Raw genomic sequence first — 15,374 nt, forward strand, 5'->3', positions numbered from 1 at the left:
TGTGTAGAAGTGGCGATCGCTAACTTGGAGATTTCGACGGCGTAGGGATGAGAAGTATCTAAAATAGCAATGATATTTTGCTGTTTAATAAATGAAGAAATTTGAACATTATTCAGTTTTCCTACCCAAATTTTCAACAACGAAGATTCCAAAGGATAAAGGTTTTTAGCAGTATCCGTCGTTACGCTAATTATACAAGGAATTTGGGCTGAAGTGATTGTATTAGCTAGAGTTGCACTTTCACTGGTTCCTCCAATTAACCATATTTTTCGTTCAGAAGTTAACATTTATTCTTTGAGTTTATTCTGTTATATCAATAATCTATATAAGTTTTTTATAGATAAAATTTTGATGATTTTTTGACTGTAGATTGGATTAACACTAGCTAACCCAACCCTTATATTTTAAGCTGAAGTTGTTTCAGTGGAGGTGGATTTTTGGATGTCCTGTTCAATTGCTTCTAAGGTTTGAATAACTAACCGTTTTGCTTCCAACTTCCAACCAATTTGTTGAATTTTTATGGCTGCATAACCCCCGATAACAGTTGCAATTAAATCCAACGGTTGCAGAAAGGAAATCCCAAAAAGTAAACCCAATCCAGCAATTCCCCAAAACGGTAGCGCAACAGTTTGACGCTGTTTTTCGATTAACTCACTAATCTTATCAGTAGGCATTTCTTCTAACAGCGCAGCTTTAACTTTTCGTTGTTCTTCTAAGGGAACAGATATCCCAATTTTACGGCGCAATCTTTGAATTTTACGATCATCTGTGCTATAGTTAGTTAACTCATCTTCTGCCATTAATACAAGACGTTCTAACTGTCCCATTCTTAAATTCCTATTCTTTTCTTTCTAATTCTGCACATAAAAAATGAGGTAGGAATTAACCCACCCCATCATAAATTAACCTTGTTTTAGAAGGGAAGAAACTCGATCTTTGAGGGATGCGATTGCAGCTTGCAAACCATTTGAACGAGATTTAGGAGGAACTGCGACTTGAATTGGTTCATCTTTAAATTCTTTGAGACGGTAACCATATTCGAGTTGATTTTGGTGTTTTCGCAAACGAGGGAATAGTCGAAACGCGCCTTGTAGCAAATCTTCCTGACTTCCGAAAATTGCTTGATTGATCTGACTCGAACGTTTGATTGCTACGACACCGACAGGATACCAGTTCTTTTGTCCCTGAACACGAATATAAATCTCATAGTCTGGAGTACCATCAGACTTCATTTTCTCATATTCCTTCGCCGCTTTGTTGCGTTCAACGGTGCGTTTGGAGGGTTTGGCTGGAGTTTGAGTTTTTCCGAATCCTTGTTTTGTGGGCATGGTTGTTAAACGTAAAATCTTATACTTTAATAAAAGTTTACAACCTTTTCAGAAATTTGTCTCCTTTCTCCTCAAGCTTGAAACTGAGACAACAGCCAAGTGCTGACTTTACCGTGATTCATTTGGCGACTGCGGCGTAATGCTTCTTCTAAGAGTGCAATTTCCAAACCGACAAGGATTTGAGACTGTTCAATTCTATAACTTCCTCGGTTCTCAATTTTAAAGGCAATAATTTTAGCGGCTTTTACATCAATAATCCAATATTCTCCCACTCCCAAAGATTCATAAAGTAGACGTTTTTCTCCTTTATCATCAGATAGGGAAGAATAGGCAACTTCTATGACTAAATCCGGCGCAGGATAGGTATTAAGATCGATAATTGTTGCTTCCCAAGGCACAATTTCAGCTTTGGAACCGACATAAAAAGAAACATCCGGTTGTGCTTCTTCATAGCCAACTTTGCGGTAAGTACAGTTATCGTGAACATCTAAGTCAATCTCTCGAAGTCCAGCATACAAATAGAGAAAGCCAATAACTGCTGCATGGTCACGAGAATGGGGATTTCCAAGGGGAGACATTTCTAACCTCATGCGTCCATTAAAATAATAACCTTTAGCCTGTTTATAGTCTGAGTTTTCGATAGCATAAAGGTATTCTTCCCAGGTAGCATTCATCCAGACATCGGTCAAAAATTGAGTTTTTAGCTGAGTCATAACAGCACTATTGGAAGCAATTAATTTTATGATAACAGAGGAAAATTTTTCTGTAAATATTAAGTAGAGATGTCCGACACACCTCTACAATTTATTTGAGTAGGTTCAATCGTTAATTTTTTGTTAACGAGAACGAATATTTTTTTCTTTCACCCAGTCATCCTCATCTGAATCATACCCAATGTAATGCACAAAGTATTTAGTTTTCTCTTTTTTGACTTTGATATCTTGAATACTGGCTTCATACCATTCACCTTCGTCTTTATCCCAAACTTCTACAGTTTCACCGACGGAAAACCGACTGTTACTCCCGGTTGCTGTGGGTGAAAAACTGGGAGTAAAATTACCCGAAGCTGCGGGAAGTTCGGCTTGAATAGAAGCATAAGCATCGAGAATGAGTTTGCGGGTTACGGTTTGAATTCCGGTATGTTCATAATAGTTGGTGGTTTGGTCGAGAAATGCCGCTACAAAGTCTAAGTTATCATCAGCAATTTGGATAAAACTTCCCACCTGGTCAAGAACAGACTGAGGCGTTACCCCGGTTTTTTGGACTAAGTTATTCATCCAGCCTTGCATGGAGTTAAACCCTTGTTTGATAAACCCAAATTTATCGGAAGCATTGTTGCCAGGAATAACATTGCTGACTGAATTAAAGACTTGATTTTGGGCGATAACACGACTATCAGCACCATCAATCATCCCGTGAATTTTACCAATAAAATCGGGGCCTAACGGTAAAATTGCATCAATACAAACTAAGGCTTCCATCCGCATCAACGCCGCATCTTGATAGTTATTGGCTAACACCGTGGCAAACATTTGTGGGTTCGGTTGGGGGATGCCATTTAACTTGCAAAATGCGATAATTTCAACGGTGATTTTGAGTAATAAATCAATCGTTTGTGTTAAATCTGCTTTTGGGGTAAAATTGCTTAAAAAGGAAAGAAAGCTAATTTTTTCACCAATTTTATTGGCTAAAGCTGCCGTCGCCATGATTGTATCGGCTGTATCGATAGTTTGATAAAGTTTAATCGCCGTTTGATAACCCTGTTGCGGATCGTGATATAATGCTACTGCCCGATCACGAATACTTTGAATCCGTTGACTATCTGTTTCTCCAGTAATGCTGCGAATACTGTTATCAAACCCGACTAAATTATTCCACTGACCGGGCATAATATAATCAAGTGCTTTTAACACTTTGACCGTAATATTATCGGTGGGAAGTGCGTCAGCTAACTGAATAATGGATTTATCCATGAGTCATTCCTCCAAAAAAACGTTCTAAAAATTACTAAGTTTTATCTCTCAAAACACAACTCAGTTTTGATCCCGAATGGTGAGTTGATGTTGAACCAAGAACGGTGAAATTGAGAGAAATTAACGGATCGAAAAGATTGACGATCGGCTGCACTTAGATCCTATTCTTCTCTACAATACATTTTAAACGATCGCTTGAGTAAATTGTAAATTTTATTTAAACTATAACAAGATTAAATCTATTTTATCATGATCACATCAATCTGTAAAACCATTAACTTTTAATCGGACTGATAGAAAAGTAACAAAAATCCTGTAAAATTACCCCATCTGTTATTCGCACTCACTCAACCCCATGCACTGCAACTACCTCGAACGCATTCTCACTGCTCGCGTCTATGATGTCGCTCAAGAAACACCGTTAGAAATCGCTCCCAATCTCTCTAACAGACTCAAAAATAAACTCCTTCTCAAACGAGAAGATATGCAGTCGGTTTTCTCCTTTAAACTGCGAGGAGCCTACAATAAAATGGCACAACTTCCCCCTGACTTACTCGCCGTTGGTGTAATCGCTGCATCGGCTGGAAACCACGCTCAAGGTGTTGCTTTGGCAGCAAGTCGTTTGGGAACAAAAGCGATTATTGTCATGCCTGTAACGACTCCTCAAGTGAAAGTTGATGCCGTTAAAGCCAGAGGTGGCGAGGTGATGTTATATGGAGAAACCTTTGATGAAGCTTATGCTTATGCTCGTCAATTAGAAATAGAAAAAGGGTTGACATTTATTCATCCTTTTAATGACCCTGATGTGATTGCTGGACAGGGTACAATTGGCATGGAAATTTTACGACAATATCAACAACCAATTCATGCAATTTTTGTGGCAATTGGAGGGGGTGGGTTAATTTCAGGAATTGCCGCTTATGTCAAACGGTTGCGTCCAGAAATCAAAATTATTGGGGTTGAACCTATCGATGCGGATGCGATGTCACAGTCATTAAAAGCCGGATATCGGGTTAAGTTATCCCAAGTCGGACTGTTTGCAGATGGCGTTGCTGTGCGTGAAGTTGGTGATGAAACCTTTCGTCTTTGTCAACAATATGTAGATGAAATTATTTTAGTGGGAACGGATGACACTTGTGCCGCAATTAAAGATGTTTTTGAAGATACTCGTTCTATTTTAGAACCGGCTGGAGCCTTAGCAATTGCCGGAGTAAAAGCATATGTTGAACGAGAAAAAATTCAAGATAAAACGTTAGTTGCAGTCGCCTGTGGTGCGAATATGAATTTTGATCGTTTGCGGTTTGTTGCTGAACGTGCTGAACTCGGAGAACGTCGCGAAGCCATTTTTGCAGTGACAATTCCTGAAAAACCGGGAAGTCTTCGCCAATTTTGTGACTGTTTAGGAAAACGTAGTTTAACCGAGTTTAACTATCGAATTGCGGATGAAAAAGAAGCACATATTTTCGTCGGAGTTCAAATCAAGAACCGTGTTGATGCAGCCCAATTAATTGAAACATTTGAAGCACAGGGTTTAAAAACTTTAGACTTAACGGATAATGAACTGGTAAAATTACATCTGCGTCACATGGTCGGTGGACGTTCTCCTTTAGCTCACCATGAATTATTGTATCGCTTTGAATTTCCCGAACGTCCTGGCGCTTTAATGAAGTTTGTTGCATCGATAAGTCCGAATTGGAATATTAGTCTATTTCACTATCGAAATAATGGTTCAGACTATGGCAGAATTGTAGTAGGAATGCAAGTTCCTCCTCAAGAAATGGAACAATGGCAAGCCTTTCTTGATACCCTTGGTTATCGCTACTGGGATGAAAATCAAAATCCCGCTTATCAACTATTTTTAGGATAATTTGATTACAAAACAATGAGTGCATTATGACTAATAATCAGAAACTAGAAGCTTTTATTCCTTTCCGTCGCAGCGATATTATCGAACTCTGTCTCAAAGAGGGTAAGTTAAGCACTGAAGATACTCAAACCTTTAAAGAGTTTTGTCAAATTATCTCGGCTTTTTATCACTTTCGGTTTCATAAAACCCTAGAAATTATCAAAGACAACTACGCCGTTTTTAACCCTAATGCTGATGTTGAACCGTTGGAAGAACCGAGTTTAGATCAATATAGTACAATGCAATCTAAAGTGGTTGAGACGTTTAACCATATTTTAGAACGAGCGAATTATATTCAGTTGTCAAAATCCATCGTTGATCAAGCATTAGGAAAAAAGTCTTTGATTAACTTGCGAACCCATGTTAATTTTAATGATTTTGATCAATTTCTTTGCTATTATCGGGGTGACACCACCACCACAACTAAAATCAAAAAGTTCTTTTTTTGGGAGGAAGAAAGAACCATTGAGATATTTGAACGGATTGTTTTATTAATTAAATTCAAGGGAAAAGGATATTTTCGCCGTAAAGAATCAAGTCAAAAAGCCTTAGACGAACTAAAATTTACACCGGGTAAAATGTATGTTTATTTTTACAAAAGTATTCCCAAGTTTGATATAGACTTGCTGTTTCCGAATATTAAAACCAGTATGACCTGGAAAGATCGATTGTTGTTTGGAGTTCCTGCAATTGGAGCAGCAATTCCTCTGATTTTAAAAACTTTACCGAATATTTTATTACTCATTGCTGCAATATTACTGGTTTTCAATGCTAGAGATTTGATTCAGTCTTTAAATGTAGAACAGGAACAACTGCAAGATATCATGCCAATTTTAGTGGCAACATTATCTTTAGGTATGACGCTCGGTGGTTTTGCTTTTAAACAATATAGCAATTATAAAAACAAGAAAATCTTATTTCAAAAAGATATTACTGACACGCTCTTTTTTAAGAACTTGGCTAATAATGATAGTGTATTTCAGCGATTAATTGATATTGCCGAAGAAGAAGAATGCAAAGAAATTATTTTAGTTTATTATCATCTGTTAACGAGTCAAACCCCCTTAAATCCTGAACAGTTAGATGCTAAAATAGAAAACTGGATGCAAGAAAAGTTGGGTATTGGGATTAACTTTGATATTCATGGCCCGTTAAATAATCTGCAAGAAATTCAAGGAAAAATAGAAGATCAAGCGAATGAACCTAAAGTGCCGTTATTGTCTTATGATCAACAAGGCTATTGTCATGTTATTCCTTTAAAACAAGCAAGAATTGTGATTGATTGGGTGTGGGATAATGCCTTTCAATATAACGGAAAAGCCTTGTAGATGCCAAACGAGTATCCCAAACCGTCTCAAAAACGGGACTCATTTGTGAAAAAGTTGGGAAGTCAGGGCGTTGAATCTGAAAAAATACTAAAATTTTGAAAAATTCATCTAATTTTAAGCGGTTTGAGTGCATTCTCGTCCAAATTACAACCATCTCAGGGTAGAATATACATCGTTGATCAATTGCATTTTGCAGTTTGGCCTAGCACAGAGGACATTTTGATGAAGCAACGGAGTCACAGCCCTCTTTACAAACTGGGCATTCAAGCAGCCAGTTTCAAAGAAAATCACAAGCTGAAGGTTCGTCGGCATTCTACCGCTTAGACCCCCTTGCTGAGTCAAAATTGCAGCTAACACAGGCTGAAGCTGTCAGGTTAAACCTAAAAAATGCAGATTTTTTTCACTCAAGTTAAATCGGAAATTTCGTGCAATCAAATACTGTTAGTCAGGCGACTCTTACCGCCTCATCTCCCTCTACAACAGAGTTACCTTTTACTCTGCAAGATGTAAAGGCGGCTATTCCCGCCCATTGTTTTGAACCCTCTGTCTGGAAATCTTTGAGTTATTTCTTTCTCGATATTTCCATCATTGCCGGGTTGTACATGATCGCCTATAGCCTTGATTCGTGGTTCTTTTTTCCGATTTTTTGGCTAATGCAAGGAACCATGTTTTGGGCATTATTTGTTGTGGGACATGATTGTGGTCATGGTTCTTTTTCTAAGCAAAAATGGCTGAATAATTTGATTGGACATTTATCTCATATTCCCATTCTTGTTCCTTTTCACGCTTGGCGAATTAGTCACAGAACCCATCACGCCAATACCGGAAACATTGATAAAGACGAAAGCTGGTATCCGGTTTCTGAAAGTCAGTATGATCAGATGCCTTGGTATGAAAAGCTATTGCGCTATTATATACCATTATTGGCTTATCCGATTTATCTCTTTAATCCGGCAAATTCTCATCTTTCTCCGAATACTCCCCTATTCCGTCCCACTGAAAAATGGGATATTATCACCAGTTCAACTTGCTGGATGTTAATGATAGGTTTTCTTGGTTTTTTAACCTATGAATTTGGCTGGTTATTCCTGCTGAAATATTATCTCGTTCCCTATATCATTTTTGTGATGTGGTTAGATCTTGTGACTTATTTACATCACACCGAAGCCGATATTCCTTGGTATCGGAACGAAGATTGGTATTTCTTGAAAGGTGCATTATCAACAATTGATCGCGATTATGGTTTTATCAATTCCATTCATCACGATATTGGTACTCATGTCGCCCATCACATTTTCTTGAATATGCCTCACTACCATCTCAAAACAGCAACCGAGGCAATTAAACCAATTTTGGGTGAATATTATCGCAAGTCTGATGAATCGATTTGGAAGGGTTTTATCAACTCTTACATGACTTGTCATTTTGTCCCAAACGCGGGAAGTCCGATTTACTATCAGTCTGGTTGGAAGTTGAAAAAGTCCTCAAAAACAAACAAGCCTGACTAACTCTATCATCTGAATTTTTTTCGGGGTGGGTATTAATTGCCCACCCTATTTAATTATTTTACAGATTTTCAGAAACATTGTAATCAGCAAGTCACAATTGGGTATACTAGATAAAACTACTAAGATCACGCACAAAACAGATGTTTAGTATTGACCCTATTTCTGGATTAGTAGGAAAGTTGATCGACGAAGTTAGTGCTGAGAAGCAAAGAAATCACGAAGAACGCATGAAAATAATTGCTATGATTTCTGATTCAAAACTTCGTGATGCTTATGTCCATCAACTTTTACTGAATCAGTTTTTTCTTAATTCCAGTGAGAATGCACAGTATACACTTCAAAATGCTGCAAAACATTCACAGTGGTTGGCAGAAGCGATCAATTATTATCATCAAGATCATGGAGCAACAAAAGAACAAGGAGAACAGATATCTAGAGAATTGCGACTTTTAGCAATAAAAATATCAAAAATCGCTTCACTGGATGAGTTAAAAGTTGTCTATGAAGCCGCAACTTTATTTACAGATCAACTGTCCAGATTTCGTCACAAGGAACGTAAATATTCCCTGGAGCGTGCAATCCGTCATGGTATCCTTAATCCCTTAAATGACTGTATTGCTATTGAAAATAATCTGCGACGACGAGTAGCTTTAACCTTGTTAGGTGAAAATATAAATCTCAAATTTTTAGAAGAAGCTTAGAAAAAATTATGTAAAATAAAGAGTAACGCCATCGGAGCGATCGCCATGACTCTAACCCTTCCAATAAAGTTAGACAATTTAAAGCTTTTCTGACCAAACTCGCTGAATTTCATAATGATCAAACGCCCTATCGCTGCTAACAATTGCCAAAGAATGATTGATCGCCTGTGCAATTAACATTCGATCAAAGGGATCGCGATGTTGTTGCAGTAAAGGCAAATTCATGTAGGTTTGAGTATCTTCAATGCTAATTTGCAGAAATTCAGCATTGATGAAATCAAGTTCTTCAAGTAATTCTTGAAATGAACGATTGAGTTGAAGTTTGCCAAGATTGACTTTGATTGAAATCTCCCATAGACTGGCGATACTAAAGTGCAAATCCGTCTTAGCATCCACTATTTCTCTAACTCTATCAGTTAGTCTTGAATCTCCAAGTAAATACCACAGCAATACATGAGTGTCTAAAAGAAGTTTCATACTACATATATTCCTTTAAATCTTCCAAAGGTTGATCAAAATCATCAGACATGATAATTTTTCCAGCCCAACTCCCATAACCATGATGCTTTTCAGTTTTTTCTTCCACGACTTCCGGTTGAGATTGTGATCCCGTTTTTGCATATTTCTCTAACAAAAAGTCGATATAGTGAACAACTTCGGTTTTCAGGGAGTCGGGAAGGGCTGCAAATTTCTCTAAAATTGTCGGTTCTATCATCGGTGTAACACTGTCAGTATCGAAGAACTTTTAAAGATTATTATAACAAACCCCTTCAAACGATTTAACTTTAACACGCTAAACTTTATACAAACGGTGCAGTTTTATAGAGGATAATATTATGATGCGATTAAAACCTTGGCAATGGGTGATTCTAGCCTTACCAATCGCTTCTATCGTCATCTTTATCATGGTGGCTGCGGGATATCAAATTAACCAATGGGGAATTAACTGGATCTGGGGAATTGTTACTCTGATTTTTGTCGGTTGGCGGTGGTTACTGGTTCGATGGACAAAACCTGAGATCGCCCAAATGGAAGCAGTAATGGCAGAGGTTAGCCAGGATCTTGAAGCGAGTTTAGAAGATGCAGAAACACCCTTAGCGGGAGATGCAGCGACCCAAAATATTGAAACAAAATTACAAGAAATTCTCCAACAAACGCGCAATGATGCAGCAGTTTGGGAAGATTGGGTAACATTTTGGCAACGGTGTCAGGATGTAGTGGTGACAGTGGCTAATACTTACCATCCTGAAGTCAAATATCCTCTCCTTAATATCTATATTCCACAAGCTTATGGACTGATTCGCGGCACCGTTGATGATATGGATCGATGGATGCAACAGTTATCTCCTGCCCTCAATCAAGTAACAGTTGGGCAAGCATTTCAAGCCTATGAAGTTTACCAAAAATTAGAACCTTCAGCCCGAAAACTTTGGCAAGTTTGGAATTGGGCAATGTGGATTATTAATCCGGTTGCGGCGGCGGCGAAAGTTGTCAGTAAACGCTACAATGATCAAGCTAATCAACAATTACTCGGAAACTTGAGTCAAATGTTGCGAGAAGTGGCATTAAGAAACCTCTGTCGTCAAGCGATTACCCTTTATTCAGGAACTCAACTTCCGGCTGATATTTTTGCAACACAAACCCCAACTTTACCGCAAGCAAAAACTCAAACGATCAGAGATATTCTCGAACAAGCAGAACCCACAGAAAAAGTCGAACAAAAACCTGTTAATATTTTACTGGCTGGACGAACCGGGGCGGGAAAAAGTAGTTTAATTAATACTTTATTTCAAGCTGAAAAAGCCGAAGTTGATGTTTTACCCAGCACCGATCAGATTCAAAGTTATCAGTGGGAAACTTCCACAGGCGAAACCTTAATTTTGTGGGATACTCCGGGTTATGAACAAATTAATCATTCTGATTTTCGAGATTTAGTTTTAGATTTTATGGGCAAAACAGATTTGCTATTATTAGTAACCCCTGCACTTGATCCAGCCTTACAAATGGATGTAGACTTCTTAGAAGATATGAAAGCAGAAGTCGAAGATTTACGGGCGATCACAATCATCACGCAAGTTGATCGGTTACGCCCAGTCCGAGAATGGGAACCGCCCTATGATTGGATATTCGGAAATCGCCCAAAAGAAGTGGCAATTCGAGAAGCAACACAGTACCGAAGTGAACGGTTAGGAGAAGTTTGTGATCGCATTTTACCTGTCGTTACAGGGGATATAAACAGTAGTCGCAAGGATTGGGGAATTGATGCTTTATCCATGGCTTTAGTGGAATTAATTTCCCCAACTAAACAACTGCGATTAGCCCGATTTTTACGAAATTTAGATGCTCGTACTGTTGCGGCGGCTCAGATTATAGATCGGTATACACTCCAGATGACAACCACTCAAGGCTTGACAGCATTATTAAAAAGTCCGATTCTGAAATATATTGCCACCTTATCAACAGGTTCTCCGGCTTTGGCTTATTTACTCGCTGAACAAATTCCGATTGAACAGTTACCTGTGGTGATTGGTAAACTGCAAATGGGATATGATTTGTTTTCTGTGTTAAATCCGGGTGAAGGTAAGAATCGTCGCAATTTTGACTTACTGACATTATGGCCGTTATTGTTAGAAAATCCGGGTTCACCCGATCAAAATGCTTGGGCGTTTGGTCATGGGTTGGTTGAATATTGGACAAAAGATTTAACGATTGAACAATTGCGAGAACGATATAAGGATTATTTTCAGCAAGCAAAGAGTAAAGCTTAATTTTGATTTTCCCCCTAGCAAAAAGGTGAAATTCCTAGCTGCTAGGGAGGTTGATGATTTTCCATTAACTCGTGACTTCAAAACTTGCTTCCATCACTTCATCAATTTCGTGTAACTCAGGTTCTTTATTTTCCCCAGAAATTTTAAAGGGAAGAATTGCACAACTGCAAGATTTCCACTGACTCTGAACCGGGACTTGAAACAATTGACATAAGCCACCACGCCGTCCTTCTGGTTGATAAGCTCGGCAATTTTTACAATTTGAGGGAAGAATTTTGGGTCTTTTCATTCAAGATCTCCGCAGAGTTTATTATTCAATTCTTTCTCAAAACTCGACTCGGGCTTTGTTGCATAATTTACAGCTTTACAATTATTGAGATATCGGGATTTTAATCTATAATCAAAGAAAAAGTTAATAAAAAACTAGACAAGGATAAAAAACGAACGCATCAACGGATTATCCTTGCCTCAGTCATTCAGCCTTCAAAAGTTAGGGATTGCCAAAATTTTGTGATCCACTATAACCCGACAACTGAGCTAATTTATCTAATCGTTGCACTCCCGGATATAGTTGACCGTTCACTTCCCAGGTGGGATAACTTTCAATCTTGGCCGCTTGGCACAACTCAGGTTGAGGATTTTTTCCCTTTGGATCACACTCAATATAAGTCAGTTTTGTAACCGCTTCCTTTCCGAATAATTGCTTTTGAGTTTGGCAATGACTACACCAAAATGCCCCATACATCTTTGCTTCCACTTGAGTTAGATGTTCAGCTAAAGCGATATTCGCGGGATTAGATGCGGTAGTCACACCGTAAGTTTCTTGTGATCCGGCTTGAGGATTATTTAGAGGAGCATAAACCGCTAAAGTACCAATCATTGTAATCATCCCAACAATTACACCTGTAAAGATAAGCTGACCGATATCTTCCCAAGAATGACCAACAATGGTTAATAGAAATAAACTGAGCGAACAAACCGCAGATGCGATACAATACAAACAGAGAGATTGAATTTTAAACGCCATTAGATAAATCAAATAGCTGCTAAATAGCATCATGGCGACTCCGCCTATAAACATCAGCAACCAAGTCCACTGTTCAGCTTTTTGACGTAATTCTTTTTGCGAGTCAGGATTGATTAACCAAGGTGCAACAGCCATTGTTCCCATGCCGCTATAGGCTAAAAACCCAAATAGAGCTAAAGGTAAACCAAACACGACTGCATAGGGACTCGACAGCACCTTGTCACACCCTGTTACGGGACAAGCAGCAGTTCCTCCCGTCAACTTAACAATCGTCAGATAAGCGGTAACAACAGCCCCGAAAGCGGCAATCGTGGCGATAATAAAACGAGATTTGCGTTGAATCCAAGGGGTAGAACGTTTACGAAACATATTTTGAGTTTCCTATCTTCTATTGAGCAGTATTTTCCAGTTTGATTATGATATACTGGGGATCACTAGACTGATTAGCTGTACTATTGGATAACAGCTTTCCTATGAAAATCATATCCCCAATTTTAACTTGTCTGATTTTAGCGATTGTCATTAGTGCGATCGCAATTATCTCAGTACAAAATGCTACTCCTATCTCCATTCAGTTTCTAACATTCCAATCCGTAAAAATTCCGGTCGGAGTTGTTTTGGCTTTTGGTGTAGCTGTCGGGTTGGTTTTCACTTCTATTTTAATTCCGATCTGTCAACGAGTCAGCTTAACAGGTGAGGAAGAATAAGGATAATTGATGTCTTCCCCCAAACAACTCAACCCACCCTGACATCAAATATTTGTCAGTGATGCTGAAAGACAACTGATAAATTATTCGCAGGCATCGGTATAGTTTCAATCTGCTGGAGAGCATGAGTTTTCGCTACAGTTGTTACTTCTTCTAAGTCTCGAACTCCCCACTCAGGATTTGAGGCGCGTAGGGATTGATCAAACATTATATTACTTTCTGAGGTGTGTTTTCCCCCTTGTTTGAAGGGGCCATATAGATATAAAATTCCCCCTTGGGTTAAAATTCGCCCGGCACCAGCCATCAGTCCTAAACACGCTGACCAAGGCGCGATATGAATCATATTAATACAAACAATAGCTGTAATTGAATTGTTTTCTAATTCTATTCCATCCAATTTCAGAGAGGATTCAACAGGCCAAACAGAGTCTCGCACATCTAATGTCAACGGGGGATAAAGATTCTCCGAGGGAAAATAATTTTGCCAAGCCTGAATACTTGCTCGATGGCTACTCTCCACGTCAGAAGGCAACCATTGATGCGTCTGAAGACGAGGAGCCATAAAAATGGCGTGTTCACCCGTTCCGCTGGCAATTTCTAAGATTATACCCTTTGCAGGTAAAACTCGTTGTAACACGTCTAAAATCGGCTGACGGTTGCGTTCGGTTGCGGGTGCGTATTGTCGGACATCTGGAGATTGATTCATAAGAGAGACGAACAAACTTCTGGTGTAGTAGATAGAGTAGAAACAAAGTTACGTTGAGTCAAGTTGCCGAGCATTTTTGAAGTATACCTCTGATTGCTATAATTCTTTTGTTATGATGATCATTGTTCTTTCGGGTTTGAGTCTTTAGATAATCATTGCCTTTGTTATCGGATTAACTTTGCTGAGGATGTTTATTCAAGATGCTACAGATTAAATAATAGAATAGAATCTCTGATCAACAGCTTTTTGAGTTAGAAATACCAAAAGCTTGAAATTATTGTCATAATCAATAGAGGTTTGAAATCTCACCCGATTCTCAATGAATTTTAAAGATGGGGTGAACCGTAATCACAAACTTGTGAAAGGATATGTATAGGGGGTCATACCTGCCCTTTGATCCAAACAGGGAGAACACACCAAACAAACCATGCCACATACCATAGTTACCGATGTCTGCGAAGGCGTTGCAGATTGTGTCGCCGCTTGTCCAGTCGCTTGTATTCACGATGGCCCAGGCAAAAATGCTAAGGGTACGGACTGGTACTGGATTGATTTTGATACCTGCATAGACTGCGGGATTTGCCTAACAGTTTGCCCGGTTGAGGGTGCAATTCTCCCAGAAGAACAACCTGGGTTGCAGAAAACACCCAACTAATTGGCAATCTTAATTTACTGTATTAATTGAGTGTAAGGGCGTAAATTTTGCGCCCTTATTTTATGGGTAAACTGACAACAGGTAAAACAACTTTCGAGGGGAAATTTCCCCCACAGCGTAGAGTTAACGTGATAATTTGTGCATCAATTAAACGAGTTTGACTCGGAGGTTGACCTGTTCCTGGGTTAACGGGATAAGCCGGAAAACAAGCCCCACTTAAACTTAAACGAATTGAATTGAATTGAGAGATTTTAATACAAGTTGCTTGTAATTTCATTCTCACCGGATTTTCCAAAGCTTCAACCCGAATATAACCCTGAGAGAAGTTATAAACACAACCATCTGTTCTGACTTCCGAGAGAACCGCACAGAGATCAAAACTGGGTGTATCCGCTTCACAATAAACCTCGACAAAAACATCACCAGCCAGATGTAAATCTGTTTTTAAAGGCGCAGAAGTATAGGTTAAAATATCACTGCGACAGTCTAACGCCGAACGTTCAAAAGCACCAGGCGGAAATGTTGCATGACCCCCCAAAGCCGGAACAGGTCGCCAAGGATCATGAACGATAATATCAAAAGCTTCGGATTGAGTAATATCCTGTTCTTCTAAGTCAAATTCTGAGATATCTTCGAGTTCTAATGAGTTAGAAACTGATAAATTATCATAGATTGGAGTTGAATCTTCCTCTACAGGTTCCATCAAAATTCCGGCATCTTCTCTAATACTCGCGAGTCCGGTACTCATCAGAAAATAGGATTGATCA

General features: G+C 38.8%; 18 protein-coding genes. 7 read left to right on the top strand and 11 right to left on the bottom strand.

From position 1 onward, the window contains the following. The 5 genes from L8106_RS28105 to L8106_RS28125 all read right to left on the bottom strand — a co-directional run. A partial coding sequence (locus tag L8106_RS28105) for a precorrin-6A/cobalt-precorrin-6A reductase (RefSeq protein ID WP_009787966.1) occupies positions 1–287 on the bottom strand: 287 nt, incomplete at its 3' end. Between the two features lie 117 nt (positions 288–404). After that, positions 405–827 (bottom strand): hypothetical protein, encoded by a 423-nt coding sequence (locus L8106_RS28110; RefSeq protein WP_009787967.1) that lies wholly within the window; start codon positions 825–827, stop codon positions 405–407. Positions 828–902: 75 nt separating this feature from the next. Then, positions 903–1,328, bottom strand: a complete 426-nt coding sequence (locus L8106_RS28115; RefSeq protein ID WP_009787968.1) for an HHL1-like protein — start codon at positions 1,326–1,328, stop codon at positions 903–905. A gap of 71 nt (positions 1,329–1,399) precedes the next feature. Then, complete coding sequence (locus tag L8106_RS28120) at positions 1,400–2,041, bottom strand: Uma2 family endonuclease (protein WP_009787969.1); 642 nt, start codon at positions 2,039–2,041, stop codon at positions 1,400–1,402. A gap of 123 nt (positions 2,042–2,164) precedes the next feature. Beyond that, positions 2,165–3,301, bottom strand: coding sequence for a Tudor-knot domain-containing protein (locus L8106_RS28125; protein ID WP_009787970.1), 1,137 nt, complete (start codon positions 3,299–3,301; stop codon positions 2,165–2,167). A gap of 355 nt (positions 3,302–3,656) precedes the next feature. Between L8106_RS28125 and ilvA the strand changes: the two genes are divergently transcribed. From ilvA to L8106_RS28145, 4 genes are all read left to right on the top strand, one after another. Next, positions 3,657–5,168, top strand: coding sequence for a threonine ammonia-lyase, biosynthetic (gene ilvA, locus L8106_RS28130; protein ID WP_009787971.1), 1,512 nt, complete (start codon positions 3,657–3,659; stop codon positions 5,166–5,168). Positions 5,169–5,194: 26 nt separating this feature from the next. Beyond that, positions 5,195–6,535 carry a TMEM143 family protein gene (locus tag L8106_RS28135; RefSeq protein WP_009787972.1) on the top strand — a complete coding sequence of 447 codons (1,341 nt, stop codon included), beginning with the start codon at positions 5,195–5,197 and terminating at the stop codon, positions 6,533–6,535. 425 nt (positions 6,536–6,960) lie between these two features. Continuing rightward, positions 6,961–8,043 (top strand): DUF3474 domain-containing protein, encoded by a 1,083-nt coding sequence (locus L8106_RS28140; protein ID WP_009787974.1) that lies wholly within the window; start codon positions 6,961–6,963, stop codon positions 8,041–8,043. A 140-nt stretch (positions 8,044–8,183) separates the two neighbouring features. Continuing rightward, complete coding sequence (locus L8106_RS28145; RefSeq protein WP_009787975.1) at positions 8,184–8,744, top strand: hypothetical protein; 561 nt, start codon at positions 8,184–8,186, stop codon at positions 8,742–8,744. A gap of 78 nt (positions 8,745–8,822) precedes the next feature. On the opposite strand, the gene L8106_RS28150 is transcribed toward L8106_RS28145, so the two are convergent. Next, positions 8,823–9,221, bottom strand: a complete 399-nt coding sequence (locus L8106_RS28150) for a type II toxin-antitoxin system VapC family toxin (RefSeq protein ID WP_039897471.1) — start codon at positions 9,219–9,221, stop codon at positions 8,823–8,825. A gap of 1 nt (position 9,222) precedes the next feature. Further along, on the bottom strand, positions 9,223–9,459 hold the full coding sequence (locus L8106_RS28155; RefSeq protein WP_009787977.1) for a DUF2281 domain-containing protein: 237 nt from the start codon (positions 9,457–9,459) through the stop codon (positions 9,223–9,225). Positions 9,460–9,580: 121 nt separating this feature from the next. On the opposite strand from L8106_RS28155, the gene L8106_RS28160 reads away from it, so the two are divergent. After that, a complete protein-coding gene (locus L8106_RS28160; RefSeq protein ID WP_039897472.1) occupies positions 9,581–11,512 on the top strand; it encodes a GTPase family protein in 1,932 nt (643 codons plus the stop codon). A gap of 64 nt (positions 11,513–11,576) precedes the next feature. Here the strand turns inward: L8106_RS28160 and L8106_RS28165 are convergent, their stop codons facing one another. Both L8106_RS28165 and L8106_RS28170 read right to left on the bottom strand, forming a co-directional pair. Next, complete coding sequence (locus L8106_RS28165) at positions 11,577–11,801, bottom strand: hypothetical protein (protein ID WP_009787979.1); 225 nt, start codon at positions 11,799–11,801, stop codon at positions 11,577–11,579. A gap of 201 nt (positions 11,802–12,002) precedes the next feature. After that, complete coding sequence (locus tag L8106_RS28170) at positions 12,003–12,908, bottom strand: vitamin K epoxide reductase family protein (protein ID WP_009787980.1); 906 nt, start codon at positions 12,906–12,908, stop codon at positions 12,003–12,005. Between the two features lie 104 nt (positions 12,909–13,012). Between L8106_RS28170 and L8106_RS28175 the strand changes: the two genes are divergently transcribed. Further along, entirely contained in the window at positions 13,013–13,246 is a 234-nt protein-coding gene (locus L8106_RS28175) for a lipopolysaccharide assembly protein LapA domain-containing protein (protein WP_009787981.1), read from the top strand. A 55-nt stretch (positions 13,247–13,301) separates the two neighbouring features. Here the strand turns inward: L8106_RS28175 and L8106_RS28180 are convergent, their stop codons facing one another. Then, entirely contained in the window at positions 13,302–13,952 is a 651-nt protein-coding gene (locus L8106_RS28180) for a DUF938 domain-containing protein (protein ID WP_009787982.1), read from the bottom strand. 427 nt (positions 13,953–14,379) lie between these two features. Between L8106_RS28180 and L8106_RS28185 the strand changes: the two genes are divergently transcribed. Continuing rightward, a complete protein-coding gene (locus tag L8106_RS28185) occupies positions 14,380–14,607 on the top strand; it encodes a ferredoxin family protein (RefSeq protein ID WP_009787983.1) in 228 nt (75 codons plus the stop codon). 55 nt (positions 14,608–14,662) lie between these two features. Here the strand turns inward: L8106_RS28185 and L8106_RS28190 are convergent. Next, on the bottom strand, positions 14,663–15,374 hold a 712-nt coding region (locus L8106_RS28190; RefSeq protein WP_009787984.1), incomplete at its 5' end, for a CocE/NonD family hydrolase.

Source organism: Lyngbya sp. PCC 8106, from assembly GCF_000169095.1.
Taxonomy (GTDB): domain Bacteria; phylum Cyanobacteriota; class Cyanobacteriia; order Cyanobacteriales; family Microcoleaceae; genus Capilliphycus.